The 14,335-nt window shown below is 73.2% G+C and carries 15 protein-coding genes; 4 read left to right on the top strand and 11 right to left on the bottom strand.

What is annotated here, in order from left to right:
- Positions 1-5: 5 nt before the first annotated feature.
- Genes ACIBKY_RS29840 through ACIBKY_RS29830 form a run of 3 tightly spaced genes read left to right on the top strand, consistent with a single transcriptional unit; the run spans position 6 to position 2,728 of the window.
- Complete coding sequence (locus ACIBKY_RS29840; protein WP_397101635.1) at positions 6-668, top strand: AzlC family ABC transporter permease; 663 nt, start codon at positions 6-8, stop codon at positions 666-668.
- A complete protein-coding gene (locus ACIBKY_RS29835; RefSeq protein WP_184960765.1) occupies positions 665-976 on the top strand; it encodes an AzlD domain-containing protein in 312 nt (103 codons plus the stop codon). Before ACIBKY_RS29840 ends, ACIBKY_RS29835 begins: the two co-directional genes overlap by 4 nt.
- 9 nt (positions 977-985) lie before the next feature.
- Complete coding sequence (locus ACIBKY_RS29830) at positions 986-2,728, top strand: serine/threonine-protein kinase (RefSeq protein ID WP_397101633.1); 1,743 nt, start codon at positions 986-988, stop codon at positions 2,726-2,728.
- Positions 2,729-2,818: 90 nt separating this feature from the next.
- Here the strand turns inward: ACIBKY_RS29830 and ACIBKY_RS29825 are convergent, their stop codons facing one another.
- Positions 2,819-3,922, bottom strand: coding sequence for a sensor histidine kinase (locus ACIBKY_RS29825; protein WP_397101631.1), 1,104 nt, complete (start codon positions 3,920-3,922; stop codon positions 2,819-2,821).
- A complete protein-coding gene (locus ACIBKY_RS29820; protein WP_397101629.1) occupies positions 3,919-4,608 on the bottom strand; it encodes a response regulator transcription factor in 690 nt (229 codons plus the stop codon). The genes ACIBKY_RS29825 and ACIBKY_RS29820 overlap by 4 nt, the downstream gene beginning before the upstream one ends.
- A 120-nt stretch (positions 4,609-4,728) precedes the next feature.
- On the opposite strand from ACIBKY_RS29820, the gene ACIBKY_RS29815 reads away from it, so the two are divergent.
- Entirely contained in the window at positions 4,729-6,915 is a 2,187-nt protein-coding gene (locus ACIBKY_RS29815; RefSeq protein WP_397101627.1) for an MMPL family transporter, read from the top strand.
- 313 nt (positions 6,916-7,228) lie between these two features.
- Here the strand turns inward: ACIBKY_RS29815 and ACIBKY_RS29810 are convergent, their stop codons facing one another.
- From ACIBKY_RS29810 to ACIBKY_RS29770, 9 genes are read right to left on the bottom strand one after another with little or no spacing between them, the layout of a single operon-like run.
- Positions 7,229-8,431 (bottom strand): beta-ketoacyl synthase N-terminal-like domain-containing protein, encoded by a 1,203-nt coding sequence (locus ACIBKY_RS29810; protein WP_397101625.1) that lies wholly within the window; start codon positions 8,429-8,431, stop codon positions 7,229-7,231.
- Positions 8,428-9,687: a beta-ketoacyl-[acyl-carrier-protein] synthase family protein gene (locus tag ACIBKY_RS29805; RefSeq protein ID WP_397101623.1), complete on the bottom strand. Its 1,260-nt coding sequence runs from the start codon at positions 9,685-9,687 to the stop codon at positions 8,428-8,430. Before ACIBKY_RS29805 ends, ACIBKY_RS29810 begins: the two co-directional genes overlap by 4 nt.
- Positions 9,684-10,505: a cupin domain-containing protein gene (locus ACIBKY_RS29800; protein ID WP_397101621.1), complete on the bottom strand. Its 822-nt coding sequence runs from the start codon at positions 10,503-10,505 to the stop codon at positions 9,684-9,686. The genes ACIBKY_RS29805 and ACIBKY_RS29800 overlap by 4 nt, the downstream gene beginning before the upstream one ends.
- Positions 10,502-10,747 carry an acyl carrier protein gene (locus tag ACIBKY_RS29795; RefSeq protein ID WP_379618525.1) on the bottom strand — a complete coding sequence of 82 codons (246 nt, stop codon included), beginning with the start codon at positions 10,745-10,747 and terminating at the stop codon, positions 10,502-10,504. The genes ACIBKY_RS29800 and ACIBKY_RS29795 overlap by 4 nt, the downstream gene beginning before the upstream one ends.
- Positions 10,747-11,574 (bottom strand): SAM-dependent methyltransferase, encoded by an 828-nt coding sequence (locus ACIBKY_RS29790; RefSeq protein ID WP_397101619.1) that lies wholly within the window; start codon positions 11,572-11,574, stop codon positions 10,747-10,749. The genes ACIBKY_RS29795 and ACIBKY_RS29790 overlap by 1 nt, the downstream gene beginning before the upstream one ends.
- Positions 11,571-12,749: an FAD-dependent oxidoreductase gene (locus ACIBKY_RS29785; protein WP_397101617.1), complete on the bottom strand. Its 1,179-nt coding sequence runs from the start codon at positions 12,747-12,749 to the stop codon at positions 11,571-11,573. The genes ACIBKY_RS29790 and ACIBKY_RS29785 overlap by 4 nt, the downstream gene beginning before the upstream one ends.
- Entirely contained in the window at positions 12,746-13,054 is a 309-nt protein-coding gene (locus tag ACIBKY_RS29780; protein ID WP_397101615.1) for an antibiotic biosynthesis monooxygenase family protein, read from the bottom strand. The genes ACIBKY_RS29785 and ACIBKY_RS29780 overlap by 4 nt, the downstream gene beginning before the upstream one ends.
- Complete coding sequence (locus tag ACIBKY_RS29775) at positions 13,051-13,770, bottom strand: SDR family oxidoreductase (RefSeq protein WP_379618533.1); 720 nt, start codon at positions 13,768-13,770, stop codon at positions 13,051-13,053. The genes ACIBKY_RS29780 and ACIBKY_RS29775 overlap by 4 nt, the downstream gene beginning before the upstream one ends.
- Positions 13,767-14,120, bottom strand: a complete 354-nt coding sequence (locus ACIBKY_RS29770; RefSeq protein WP_379618535.1) for a SchA/CurD-like domain-containing protein — start codon at positions 14,118-14,120, stop codon at positions 13,767-13,769. The genes ACIBKY_RS29775 and ACIBKY_RS29770 overlap by 4 nt, the downstream gene beginning before the upstream one ends.
- Positions 14,121-14,335 lie beyond the last annotated feature (215 nt).

The raw sequence follows: 14,335 nt of genomic DNA, 5'->3' as shown, positions 1-14,335 counted from the left end.
CCCGCATGGAACAGACAACAACCCGTTCCGCCGCGATCCGGGACGGTTTGGGCGTCGGGCTGGCAGTGGGCCTGTCCGGCGTGGCCTTCGGGGCCGCGGCCGTCACCGCGGGACTGGACGTGGCGCAGGCGTGCGTGCTGAGCCTGCTGACGTTCACGGGCGCCTCGCAGTTCGCCCTGACCGGCGCCGTGGGCGCGGGCGGCGACCTGGTCTCGGCCACGGCAGGGGCCCTGCTGCTCGGCACCCGCAACACCCTGTACGGCCTGCGCCTGGCCGACCTCCTCCAGGTCCGCGGCGGGCGCCGGGCGGTGACGGCGCACGGCGTCATCGACGAGAGCACCGCCGTCGCCCTCGCCCAGCCGGACCCGGCGGCGGCCAGGGCCGGGTTCACCACCACGTTCGTCACGCTCTACGTCATGTGGAACCTCACCACGCTCGCCGGCGCGCTCGGCACCTCCTTCCTGGGCGACCCGGGCATGCTGGGGCTGGACGTCGTCGGCCCTGCCACGTTCCTGGCCATCCTCTGGCCGCGGCTGCGGGAACGTTCCGAACTGCGCACACTCGCCCTGACCGGCGCGCTCATCGCGCTGGCCGCCACGCCGTTCCTGCCGCCGGGCGTGCCCGTGCTGGTGGCGGCGGCGGCCGTGCTGGTGGTGATGGTCCGATGACGCTCTGGTGGGCGATCGCGATCGTCTGCGCGGGCTGCTACGCGCTGAAGCTGGCCGGCCTGGCCGCCCCGCGCAAGGTGCTGGACCACCCGCTCGTGCACCGCTTCTCCGAACTGGTGCCCGTGGCGCTGCTGGCCGCGCTGATCGCGGTGCAGATGTTCACCGAGCAGGGCCGCCTGGACTTCGACCTGGCCAGGACCGCCGGGCTGGGCGCCGCGGTGGTCGCGCTGCTGCTGCGCGCGCCGTTCCTGGCCGTGCTGGCGTCAGCGGCCGTCGTCACCGCGCTTGTAAGGCTCTTTACCGGGTAGACGCCCCGCATGTCCGAATCTGCGGGGATCGTCGGCGGCCGCTACCGTCTGCTCAGAACCATCGGCAAGGGTGGCATGGGCACCGTCTGGCAGGCCCATGACGAGGTGCTCGGCCGGGATGTGGCGGTCAAGGAGATCCAGCCGCCACCCGATCTCAGCGGCCCCGAGCGCGAGCTGTTCACCGTACGGACCTTCCGTGAGGCGCGGGCCGCGGGACGGGTCGCCCACCCGGGTGTGGCGACCGTCTACGACGTGCTGGAGGAGCACGGGCATCCCTGGATCATCATGCAGCTCGTGCCCTCGCGCACGCTGGGCGAGACGGTGCGGGAGGAGGGCGCGCTGCCCCCGGTCCAGACGGCGGCGATCGGCCTGCAGCTCATGCAGGCGTTGCGGGCGGCGCACGCGGCCGGGGTCCTGCATCGCGACGTCAAACCGGACAACGTGCTGCTCACCGACGACGGCCGGGCGGTGCTGACCGACTTCGGCATCGCCACCACCGAGGACGACGCCTCCCTCACCAGGACCGGCGTCCTGGTCGGCACCCCCGCCTTCATCGCCCCGGAGCGCGCCGCGGGCGGCACCGCCCGCCCCGCCGCCGACCTGTGGTCGCTGGGCGTCACCCTGTACGTGGCCGTCGAGGGCCACTCCCCCTTCCAGCGCGGGCACGCGCTGGCCACGCTGGGCGCCGTCATGCACGACCCGCCGGGGCCCCTGTCCAAGGCGGGGCCGCTGGGCCCGGTCATCCTGGGACTCCTGGAGAAGAACCCCGCCGACCGCCTGACCGCCGAGGACACCGAGCGCCACCTGCACGCCATCACCACCGGCCTCGCCCCCGAACCCACCATCCCCATCCCCCCGATCCCGGGAACCGGAGCCGCGGACCCGGGTGACGCGGGAGCGGGCGGCGCGGGCTCGCGTGGCGCGGGCATCCCTGGTGCGGGCATCCCTGGTGCGGGCGTCGCGGGTGCGGGTGCGGGCATGAGTGGCGCGGGCGTGGCGGGCGCGGGCGTCGTGGGTGCGGGCATGGGCGGCTCGGATGGCGCGGGCATGAGTGGCGCGGGCCTCGAAGGCGCGGGCCTCGCGGGCGCGGGCGCGGGTGCGGGTGCGGGCGCTGCGGGTGCGGGCATGGGTGGCGCGGGCGCGGCAGGCTCGGGCATGGGTGGCGCGGGCGTAGCGGGTGCGGGCGTCGCGGCCGGGTATGGCGGGCCGGGCGCGGGCGGCGCGGGCGGGGGCGGGGGTGGCCGCGACGGGCGCGGGTCCGGACGGCACGGACGCGGCAAAGGACGGGCGGGGCGGGTGGCCGCGCTGAGCGGGCTCGTGCTGGCGGCGGGCCTGGTGACGGGTGGGGTCGCGTGGTGGTCGGAGCGCGACGTGGCCACCCGGACGCCCTCGACGCCCGTGGTGAAGAGCACCCCCACGGGCGACCCCTCGCCATCTGACACTCCCCCGCCGTCCTCCGCCCCGCCCACCGAGTCCCCGGTACGGCAGAGCCCCACCACCCGGCCCACCACTCAGCCCACCACGAAAGCCCCGGACCCCGATCGCACCCCGACCAAGAAACCCACCCCCACCCGCTCGGCCACCGAGAAGGGCGAGGACGACAAGCCCGGCGAGGTCGACCCGTCGGAGAACGGCGACGACAAGGGCGGCAAGAACAAGCAGGACGAACGAGGACCAGCAAGCCGAGGACCAGCAGAACGAGGACCAGCCGAACGAGGATCCCGGCTCCGGCGTCGCAATGGGACGAACTGACACAAAGGGCTGACACAAAGGGCTGACACACCGGGCTGAAGCACCCGGGCTCACAAAGAGCTTCATAGCCGACAAGGCACGCGGTTCACGTCAGAGCGGTAGCCGTACCGTGAAGGTGGTGCCCGTGCCGGGGGTGGACGCGGCCCGTACCTCGCCGCCATGGGAGGCCACGACGGCGGCCACGATCGACAGCCCCAGCCCCGACCCTCCGAGCCGCCGCCCGTCGGCCTGCCGGTGCTCGCCGCGCCAGAAGCGCTCGAACACCCGCTCGGTCTGCTCCTCGCCCAGGCCTGGCCCCTCGTCGGCGACCTCCAGCACCGCGTGCCCGCCCTCCCTGTCCAGGCGGACGACGGCGGGCGTGCCGGGCGGCGTGTGGTCCAGGACGTTCTTGAGCAGGTTGCCGATGACCTGGCGGAGCCTGAGCGGGTCGCCGGTGACGGTGACGGGGGTGGCGCACTCCAGTCCGATCACGCGCCCGGGGTCCATGGCGTGGGCGTCGGAGACGGCGTCGGCGGCCAGCGCCATCAGGTCGACGGGCGTGCGTTCCAGGGGGCGGCCCTGGTCGAGGCGGGCCAGGAGCAGCATCTCGTCGACCATCGAGCCCATGCGCCCCGCCTCGGCCTCGATGCGGTGCATGGCCCGCGCCAGATCCTCCGGACGGCCGTCGGCGCCACGGCGGAACAACTCGGCGTAGCCGCGGATGGTGGCGATCGGGGTGCGCAGTTCGTGGGAGGCGTCGGCGACGAATCTGCGCAGCCGCTCCTCCGAGGACTCCCGCTGGCGGAACGCCCCCTCCAGCTGGCCGAGCATCGCGTTGAGCGCGTGGGCCAGGCGGCCCACCTCGCCGACCGGGCGGGCGGCCTCGACGCGGCGTTCCAGGTTGCCGGCGCCGATGTCGGCGGCGGCCTCGACCATGCGGTCCAGCGGGCGCAGCCCCTTGCGGATCAGGTGCGCGGCCAGGAACGTCAGCAGGACCAGCGCCGCCGCCGAGGTACCGGCCAGGACCCAGGCCACCCGCGAGGTCAGCTCGTCAGAGGCGGCCACGAGCGCCTCCGGCGTGTTCATGGCCAGCAGCCTGCTGCCTCCGGAGCCGCGCCAGTCCTGCAGCGCGCCGAACGTGGCCCCGGCCACGAGTCCCAGCGCCAGCGTGACCAGCCCGACCGTGGTGAGGACCAGCCGGGTGCGCAGGGTCATCGGTCCTCCCTGGGCAGGCGCAGCACGTAGCCGATCCTGGGCATGGTGTGGATGAGCGGCGGCTCGAAGGCGTCGACCTTGCGGCGCAGGTAGCTGATGTAGGTCTGGACGACGCCGTCGTTGCCGCCGAAGTCGTAGTCCCAGACGTGGTCGAGGATCTGGCGTTTGGACATGACCTTGCCGGCGTTGGCGACCAGGAAGCGCAGCAGCTTGAACTCGGTCGGGGTCAGGTCGATGCGCTGACCGGACCGCCAGACCTCGTAGGTGTCGTCGTCCACGACCAGGTCGGCGAACCCGGCCCGCGCCGAGCTCTGCGCGGCCCCGCTGGTCCTGCGCAGCACGGCGTGGATGCGCAGGATCAGCTCCTCCAGGCTGAACGGCTTGGTGACGTAGTCGTCGCCGCCGACGGTCAGCCCGGTGATCTTGTCCTCGGTGGCGTCGCGCGCGGTGAGGAAGACGACGGGCACCTGGGAGCCCGCCGTCCTGATCCGGTGGCAGACCTCGGTGCCGAGGATGTCGGGCAGCAGCACGTCCAGCACGATCAGGTCGGGGTCGAAGCTCTGGGCCAGCGCCACCGCGGACGCCCCGCTGCCGGCGATCCGCGTCTCGAACCCCTCGTAGCGCAGGGCGGTGGAGACCAGGTCGGCCAGGTACGGTTCGTCGTCGACGACCAGGATTCGGCTCACGGGACCAGTCTTTCCCGTCCGTTCTGTGAAAGCCCATAAAGATCTCTGTGAAACCGCACTCACATGCTTTCCTCAGAACGCCCACAGAGCGGGCACCGGCGGCGCTGCTCGACTGTTTCCATGGAGAGAATCTCGGCCTTCGTACTCGGCCGCAAGGGCCTCGTCACGCTGCTGGCCGTCCTTGCCTTCCTGATCGGCATGGGCGCCACCCCGATCGCGATCCAGCGGCTGTCAGAGGAGTACTCCCACGCCGGCATGCCCGCCTTCGACGCCAACCAGGAGATCGTCCGTCTTTACGGCAACGGCGGCTACCAGCGGCCGTTCGTACCGGTCGTGGTGCTGCCCGAGGGCACGACCGCGACCGGTCAGCGGGCGGCGCTCGGCCGCGCTTACGACGCGGTCGCCGCGGCGATGCCCCAGGCACGCGTCGTGTCGTTCGCCACCACCGGGGACACGAAGCTGGTCGGCTCGGACGGCCGCACCACCTTCGGCCTGGTCTACCCCGGCACCTACTCCGACGGCAGCCCACCGGGCGGCGGCCTCGGCGAGACACCCGACGAGGGCCCGGTGATCAGGGCGGCGATGAGCCCGCACCTTCCGCAGGGCAGCCGGGTCGAGGTGACCGGCCTGGACGCGCTGGCGCCCAGCGTGGACGCCGGCGGCGTGGACGTGCCCACGAAGATCGGCATCGGCGTGCTGGCGGCGGTGCTCGTGCTGCTGCTGGTCTTCCGCTCGGCGCTGGCCCTGGTGCCGGTGCTGATCTCGGTGCTGGCGGTGTTCGTGTCGTTCATCGCGATCCTGCTGCTGACGTTCGTGATGACCGTGCACGACGTGGCGCTGACCACGATGCCGCTGCTCGGGCTGGGCATCGCGGTGGACTACTCGTTGCTGATCGTGGCGCGCTGGCGGGAGGAGCAGGCCAACGGCCACCGGGGCGACGAGGCGGTCCACCGGGCCATGGCGGGGGCCGGGCGGGCGGTGTTGTTCAGCGGCGTGGCCGTCGCGATCGGGCTGGTGACCATGGTGGTGCTGCCGGTGCCGTTCCTGCGCAGCCTGGGGGTCGCCGGGATGATCATCGCGGCGGTGAGCGTGCTGGCGACGCTGACCGTGCTGCCGGTCCTGCTCGCCCGCACCGGCCAGCGCCTGGACCGCAAGAAGGGCGGCGCGGAGGGCGGTGACGTGCGCTTCGCCCGCGAGGCGCGGGCGGGCCGGGCCTGGTCGGCGTGGGCGAGCGTGGTGGTGCGCCGGCGCTGGCCGGCCGCGCTCGTGGCCGGCGGGCTGCTGGCCGCGCTCTGCTACACCGCCCTGGGCGTCAACCTCGGCCTGCCGGAGAGCGCGCACCTGCGCACCTCCGGTTCCGGGTACGCCGGGCTGACCGCGCTGCGGCAGGCGGGTGTGCCGACCGGCTCCATCACCCCGTTCGACGTGCTGGTGAAGGGTGACCCGGCCACGGCCACCGCCGTGATCGCCGGCGTGGAGGGCGTCTCGGCGGTGCTGTCGCCGGACACGCCCGGCTGGCGCCGCGAGGGCACCGCCGTCCTGGCCGTGCTGCCCTCGGCCGAGAACGGCACCGACGCCGGCGAGGCGACCATCGCCCGCGTGCGCGCCGCGGTGCCGGACGGCGTACTGGTCGGCGGCAACGCCGCGCAGAGCATGGACTTCCGCGAGCACACCTACGGCGCCTTCCCGTGGATGTTCGCGATGATCGCGCTGGTGACGTTCGTGATGCTGGCCCGCGCGTTCCGCTCGCTGCTGCTGCCGCTGAAGGCGGTCCTGCTCAACCTGCTGTCGCTGGGCGCGGTGATCGGCGCGATGGTGCTCATCTGGCAGTACGGCTGGGGCACCAGGGAGATCCTGGACATCCAGCCGACCGGGGCCATCGGGGAGTTCGTCCCGCTGACCATCTTCGCGTTCCTGTACGGGCTGAGCATGGACTACGAGGTGTTCCTCCTGGCCAGGATGCGGGAGGAGTACGACAAGTCCGGAAACACGGCACAGGCGGTCGTGGAGGGGGTCGGGCGGACCGGGCGGCTGGTGACCTCGGCGGCGCTGATCCTGTTCATCTCCTTCGCGGTGCTGGCGATGACGCCGGAGCTGGACGTCAAGGTGTTCGCCAGCGGGCTGGCGCTCGGGATCGCCCTGGACGCCACGCTCATCCGGGCCGTGCTCGTGCCGGCGGCGGTGGCGATGATGGGGCGCTGGAACTGGTGGCTGCCTGGGTGGGCGGCTCGGGTGCTGTTCGTGCGGCCCTCGCCGCTGCGGCACGAGGATCGGGTGGCGCCGGCCGTACCGGAACCCGTGGGCTGATCCCCGGCCGACCGGGCCGCCGCCCCGCCCCGGGGCGGCGGCCTCTCACCGGCCAAAACCCCCTCACAGACCCAAGCCCCTCGCGCAAGCCAAGGCCCCGCACGGAGCCAAGCCCCTCGCGCAAGCCAAGGCCCCGCACGGAGCCAAGGCCCCGCACGGAGCGAAGGGACCGAGCGGAGCGAAGGGGCTGTGCGGAGCGAGAGGGCCTGTGCAGGGTGAGAGGGCTGTCCGGAGCGAAAGGGCCTGTGGAGCGGAAGGTGGGAGCCGAAAAGCCCGCCCCCGGGCGGGAGGCGGGCTGGTCGGGGTGGGGTGGTCAGGGGCGGGTGAGGACGGCGGCGGAGTTGAAGCCTCCGGCGCCGCGGGCGGTGACGAGGGCGGCCGAGAGCCCGCGCACCAGGCGCGGCTCGGTGACCAGGTCCAGGTCGGTGGAGGTGGTGTTGATGGTGGGCGGGATGACCCCGTCGGCCAGGGCCAGCGCGGCCCACGCGAGGTCGAGCGCGGCCCCGCCCGAGCACAGGCGGCCGGTCATGGTCTTCGGTACGGTCACCGGCACCCGGCGCGCCCCGAAGACCTCGCGGAGCGCGGCCACCTCGGCGGCGTCCCGGTCCCGGCTGCCCGCGCCGTCGGCGAAGACGACGCCGATGTCGGCGGGGGTCAGCCCGGATCTGGCGATCGCCTCGCGCATGGCCCGCGCGTACTGGCGGTGGTCGGGGCTGGGGTCGGTGACATGGTGGGCGTCGTGGGTGGAGGCGGTTCCGGCGATCTCGGCGTAGACCGTGGGCGCGCCCCTGCCGTAGGCCGAGTCTCTCTCCTCCACGAGCAGGATCGCGCCCCCTTCGGCCGGGACGTATCCGCCGGCGTCCGGCGAGAACGGCCGGTAGGCCAGGTCGGGGTCGGCGCAGCCGGACAGCGCCGTCTCGCTCGACTGGCAGGCCAGGGCGTAGGGAGACAGCGGCGCCTCGGTGCCGCCGGTGACGACCGCCTCGGTCCCGCCCCGTACGAGCCGCGCGGCCTCGGCCAGCGCGTCGATCGCCCCGGCCGCGTCGGCCACCAGGACGCCGCAGGCGCCCTTGAGCTGGTGCTTGATCGACAACTGGCCGCTGCCGGCGGCGTAGAACCAGCCGATCGACTGGTAGGCGCTGACCGCCTTGGGACCCTGGTTCCACAGCGCCTGGATCTCCCGCTGGCCGAAGGCGTTGCCGCCCGAGCCGCTCGCGGTCACCACCGACAGGTCGTACGGGTTCTCCCTGCCGGGGTCGAAGGCGGCGTCGGCCAGCGCCAGGTGGGCCGCCGCCAGCGCGAACCAGGTCCACCGGTCGGTCTGGACGCGCAGCTTGCTGTCGACGAACTCGCTGTCGTCGAAGCCGCGGACCTGCCCGGCCAGGGGCACCGGGCCCGAGCCGAGTGCGGCGATGCGGTTCTCGCCGGCGAGCGAGGCCTCCCAGTGGTCGGTGACGCCCACCCCCGTGGGCGCCACCACGCCGAGGCCGGTGATGACCGCGCGGCGGGCGCTCATGCGGCCCCCGAGAAGACCATCGCCGACTGGAAGCCGCCGAAGCCGCTCCCGGCCGACAGCACGTGCCCGGCCCGGACCTCGCGGGCGACCAGCGGCGTGTAGTCGAGGTCGCACTCGGGGTCGGGCGTGGCCAGGTTGGCCGTGGGCGGCACGACGCCGCGCTTCAGCACCAGCGCGCAGGCGGCCATCTCGATCGAGCCGATGGCGCCGAGCGAGTGGCCGACGACCGACTTGATCGAGCTGATCGGCACCCGCCTGGCGTGCTCGCCGAGGGCGCGCTTGTAGGCGGCGGTCTCGTGGCGGTCGTTCTGCTTGGTGCCGGAGCCGTGGGCGCTGATGTAGCCGATCGCCTCGGGGCCGAGCCTGGCCTGGGCCAGCGCGGCGGAGATCGCCTCGGCCAGTTCGTGCCCGTCGGGGCGCAGGCCGGTCATGTGGAAGCCGTTGGCCCGGGCGGCGTACCCGGAGACCTCGCAGTAGATCGTCGCGCCGCGCCGCATGGCGTGCTCGCGCTCCTCCACGACGAGGATGGCGGCGCCCTCGCCGAGGACGAAGCCCTTGCGGTCGGCGTCGAAGGGCCGCGAGGCGGCCTCCGGGTCGTCGTTGCTGGGGGTGGTGGCGCGGATGGCGTCGAAGCAGGCGACGGTGATCGGGGAGATGGGCGCGTCGGCCGCTCCCGTGATCATGATGTCCGCCTCGCCGTCCCGGATGAGCTGGAACGCGCGGCCGATGGCGTCGATGCCCGAGGTGCAGCCGGTGGAGACCACCGCGGCCGGGCCGTGGGCGCCGTAGCGTACGGCCAGCTCACTGGCCGCGCTGGAGGGCACGAGCGCCTGGTAGAGGAAGGGCCGCAGGTGGCGGTGGTCCACCTCCCAGTCGCGGCCGTGGTCGCTGGCGACCACGTACTCGTCCTCCAACGTGATGGTGGCGCCGACGGCCGAGCCGAGTGAGACGCCCATCCGGTCGCGGTCGGCCGCGTCCAGGTCGAGCCCGGAGTCGGCGAGCGCCTCGTCGGCGCAGGCCAGCGCCATCTGCGCGAACCGGTCGGTGCGCCTGATCTCGCGCGGCGTCAGGCCCGCCGCGGCGGGGTCGAAGTCCACCTCCGCGGCGATCTGGGAGCGGAAGGGCGAGGGGTCGAAGGCCGTGATCCGCCGTACGGCCGGCTTGCCGTCCACGATCCGGTTCCAGAACTCCTCGCGGCCCACGCCGCCCGGCGCGATGACGCCCAGGCCGGTGACGACCACACGCCTGGAGCTCACGAGGCTTCCTCGGTGTCGACGTGGCCCAGCTCGGGCCGGGGCGCGAGCGGGCAGAGCTGGAAGACCACGAGCGCCTCGACCTCGCCGACGTTCGTCAGCCGGTGGCGGACGTTGCGGGGCACGAACAGCGCCTGCTCGGCCTCCAGGACGACGGGCTCGCCGTCCAGGTCCACCTTGAGCGTGCCGGCGGCCAGGAAGAGGAACTCCTCCGAGTACGGATGGTAGTGCTCGGCGACCTTCTCGCCGGGCGCGACCCGCACCGCGCCGCTGAAGCCCGCCGTGGCGCCGCAGGTGGCGGGCGAGAGCAGGGTGCGCAGGTCGCCGCCGCGCCGCTGGTTGGAGGGCACGTCGTGGAAGCCGATCACCGCGCGGCGGCGGCTCTCCAGCTTCTCCTTGATCAGCCCCATCTGGACCAGCGTGTTGGTGTTGATCCGGTCGGTCATCGCGGCGGTGTCGATCGGGGCGCCGGGCTTCATGTGGAAGTCCTGGACCCAGCGCATCCGGGTGAGGTCGTCGGCCAGTTCCTCGTACACCCAGGTGATGTTCATGAACTCGAACGGGCCGGTCTCCACGCGGCGGGCGCGCACGGTCCAGGTGTCACGGTCCCAGGAGCGCTCGGAGACCCAGCTCCAGACGCGGCCCTGCTCGTCGGGGTGCATGGTGAGGCGGAAGGTGACGGAGGACTCGCTCTCCTCCAGCACCTCGGCCTTGGCGTACTCGGAGAACAGCCCCGGCCAGGTGGTGACGTCGTTGGTGTGCTCCCAGACGAAGGCGGCCGGGGCGGCGATCTCGATCGCGTTGTCGGTGTGCCCGATCATCGGGTCACCGCCGTGAGCCGCTGGTTGACCAGCTCGCGTACCTCGGCGGGGGTGGCGTGCTCGGTGATGCGGTCCTCCACGTCGACGCCGAAGCGGTCCTCGATGCGGGTGGCCAGCTCGACGCGGGCCAGGGAGTCCAGGCCGAGCTCGTCGAAGGTGCGCTCGGCGGCGCCGTCGCCCGCCTGGGAGGGCAGGCCCACGGAGGCCAGCAGGTCGCGCAGCGTGCTATCGGTGAATTCCATCATGATCCTTTCAGGGCGGTGACAAGCCAGATACGGGCGGCGCCGACGACCGAGGAGTCGGCCATCGGGGGGACGGGACGGCCGAGCCTCCTGGCGAGGTCGGCCTGGTGGGTGACCTCGGCGCGCCAGCCGAAGCCGGCGAGCCAGCCGACCGGGTCCTCGACCGAGGACAGCCAGGCGGCCTGGGTGGCCCGCAGGCGGTTCATGGCCGGTTTCATGGCGGGCTGGCGCAGGTAGGCGTCGTTGACGTGCTCGGCCGACAGCCGGCTGCCGGGCGCCGACAGCTCGCCGACGCGCTCCAGCACCCGCGCGCCGTCCTCGGGCGCCAGGTACATGAGCACGCCCTCGATCAGCCAGGCGGTCGGCTTCCCCGGGTCGAACCCAGCCTCGGCGAGCGCCGCCGGCCAGTCGCCGCGCAGGTCCGCGGCGACCGCCCTGCGCGCGCAGCGAGGCTGGGCGCCCTGGTCGGCCAGCACCTTCTCCTTGAAGGCCACCAGATCGGGCAGGTCCACCTCGAACAACGCGAGGTCCTCCGGCCAGCCGAGCCGGAAGGCGCGGGTGTCGAGCCCGGCGGCCAGCAGCACGACCTGGCGGATGCCGGCCGCGGCGGCCTCGGTGAGGCGGTCGTCGAAGTAGCGGGTGCGCAGCACGAAGTGGTCGGCGGCGCGCCGGCCCGCCTCGCTGACGCCGTCGATCCGCCCGGCCGCCTCGACCAGGGGGCGGGCGAGTGGGTCGTGGAAGAGGCCGCTCGGGCGCGCGCTCTCTCCCTCTCGTGCCTGCGCGATCAGCACGGCTGTACGGCTCACGCCGCTGGGCAGCCCGGTCATGGTGTGTTCCTCTCGGCGAAGTCGACGGCCATGGTGAGGTCGTAGGTCTTGCGGAAGACGAGGCGGTCGAAGGTCAGCCGCATGAAGGCGTCGCGGGCCGCGCAGGCCAGCGGGTTGCGCCAGCGGGTCAGCGCCCCGTTGGCCCGGGACCTGCGCGCGATGCGGGCGGTTCTGGCGACCCTCCTGGCCTCGTAGCGGGCGAGGGCGGCGGGCAGGTCGTGCCCGGCTTCCGGTTCTGCGAGCACCTGGCCGAGGACGACGGCGTCCTCGATGGCCTGTCCGGCGCCCTGGCCCAGGTTGAAGGTCATGGGGTGGGCGGCGTCCCCGAGCAGCGTCACCGGGCCGTGGCTCCAGCGCGCGGCCGGCGGCCGGTCGTAGATGGGGACGGGGGTCAGGTCCGCCTCGGGGGTGGCGGCGATGAGCGCGGGCACGGGATCGGGCCAGCCGGCGAACTGTTCCGCCAGCAGGCCGGTGATCCCCGTGCCGGGCGGGGCGGTGATGTGGTCGCTGAGCACGCCGTCCCAGTAGACGTGCCCGCCGCCCAGCCGGTAGCAGACGAACCAGCGGCCCTCTCCCCAGGTGCTGAGGAAGGTGTGCGGGGGGACGCCGGAACCGGGCAGCTTGATCACGCCCTGGAAGGCGGTGAAGCCCGCGTACCTGGGAGGCGGTTCGTGCGGGATGAGCCCGGACCGTATGGACGAGCGCAGCCCGTCGGCGCCGACGAGCAGATCGGCACGCTCCTGCCTGCCGTCGTCGAAGCGGAGCGTGACCCCGTCGTCTCCGGTGGAGAAGCCGGTGCAGCGGGAGCCGAGCACGAGGTCGCCGCCGACCTCCTCGGCTAGGAGCTGGTGCAGGCCGGGACGGCTGACGCTGTAGACGGGCGCGTCGTAGACGGGGGCCATGTCGGCCATCGGCCAGGTGGCCAGCGTGCGGTCGCGCCGGTTGCGGAAGTGGTGGGTGTGCAGCTCGTAGCCGGCCTTGCCCGCGTCCAGGCCGAGCTGCCGCAGCGCCAGCACCGCGTTGTGCCAGAGCACCAGGCCGTGACCGGACTGGGCGGCGCGCAGCGCGGGCGCGCGCTCGTGCACGGTGACGGCGGCGCCGGCGCGGCGCAGCGCGATCGCGGCGCTGAGACCGCCGATGCCGCCGCCGACCACGGCGATCCTGCGCGCGCTCACGACGGGCTGCTGGTCTCTTGCCTGATGTGGAAGCGCAGCGAGCGCGCCTCGGTGATGCACTCGCGCATGGGCTTGACCAGCTCGCGGTGCTCCTCACCGGCCTCCCAGGCCAGGAACGCGTCCAGGCTCGCCCACTCGCTGGTGATGAGCCACTGCCCGGGGTCGGTGGCCGACTGGCAGACCTGGTCCTTGAGGTGTCCGGGCACGCCGCCGGCGACCTCGTAGCGGATCTTCTCGTAGGCGGTGAGGAAGTCGTCGGTGCGCTCGGCGGGCACCCGGATGAGGAAGACGATGCGGGCGCTCATCGGGGCGGCCTTCCGGACAGCTCGGAGGTGAACTCGAAGCGGCCGAGCACCGGCACCACGCTGCCGTACAGGCCGTCGGACTCGGCGCTGGTCAGGAACGCCACCACGCGGGCCACGAGCTCGGGCGCGACCATGTGGTCGGTGTTGAGGTCGGGCCGCTCCCGGCGCTTCTGCGGTGTGTCGGCCATGGTCATGGACACGACGTTGGCGTGCACGCCGCCGCGCTTGAGCTCGTGGGCGATCGAACGCACCCAGGCGACGAGCGCGGCCTTGGAGGCGGCGTAGGCCGACAGGGCGGGCATCGGCTCGTCGGCCAGCGGGGTGCTGAAGTACACGAGCCGGCCGCCGTCGGTGAGGTGCGGCAGCAGGGCCTGGGTGGCGGTGACGGCCGACAGGAAGTTGTCGCGCAGCATGCCCTCGTAGGCGGCCGGGTCCATGAGGAAGTACGGCCCGGCCCGGAACCCGCCGACCAGGTGCACCAGCCCGTCGATCCGCCCGAAGGCGGCCAGGGCGGCCTCGGCGGCCTCCCGGGCTCCGGCGGGGTCGGAGACGTCGGTGGCCAGCGTCTCGACGTCGTACTCCTTGCCCAGCTCGGCCAGCCTGGCCTTGTCGCGGCCGGTGAGCAGGAGGCGGTCGCCGCGCCCGGCCAGCCGGCTGACGACGGCGGGGCCGAGGCCGCCGGTGGCTCCGGTGACGATGAGCGCCGGCGCCGTCATCGGACGGGCTCCGCCACGCGGGTGGTGACGTGCTCCATGATCGCCGTCATGAAGAAGGCGCGGGCGCCGTCGGGCGTGCTCAGGTCGCGGGGCACGGCCAGGTGGGGGTCGAGCGCGCGCTCCAGCTTCTGGATGCTGGGCTGCCTGGACAGGTGCGCCATCACGCTCGGCAGGCTGCCGTCGATCTCGACGACGCGGATCACCGTGGTGTCCTTCATGAAGATCGAGGTGCTGACCAGCCGCGCGCCGTCGGGGGTGTCCCACTCGGGCGGGTCGTAGGTGGCCAGCAGCTCTCGGACGGCCGCCTCAGAGCCGGGCTTGATCTGGAATGTGATCGCATGACGTTGCATGCCTTCAGCGTGTTCGGAGGGGCGCCGGGTGTCTTCCACCGCTTTGGCGAACCCGCGTCCCCTCACTTCGGGGGATCTCCTCCCCTCCTCGAATGAGACATAAAGGATTCACCCTAATAAAACCCAAATGTAAATTGTTGAAGCGCACACCATTTCGCCCTGTTACGTCGAGCATAGAGAAGGCATGGCGAACGCTGGGAGAACGCTGTGAGCGC

Source organism: Nonomuraea sp. NPDC050394 (genome assembly GCF_044459065.1).
Lineage (GTDB): Bacteria > Actinomycetota > Actinomycetes > Streptosporangiales > Streptosporangiaceae > Nonomuraea.
This window is presented reverse-complemented; position numbering and strand designations above follow the sequence as displayed.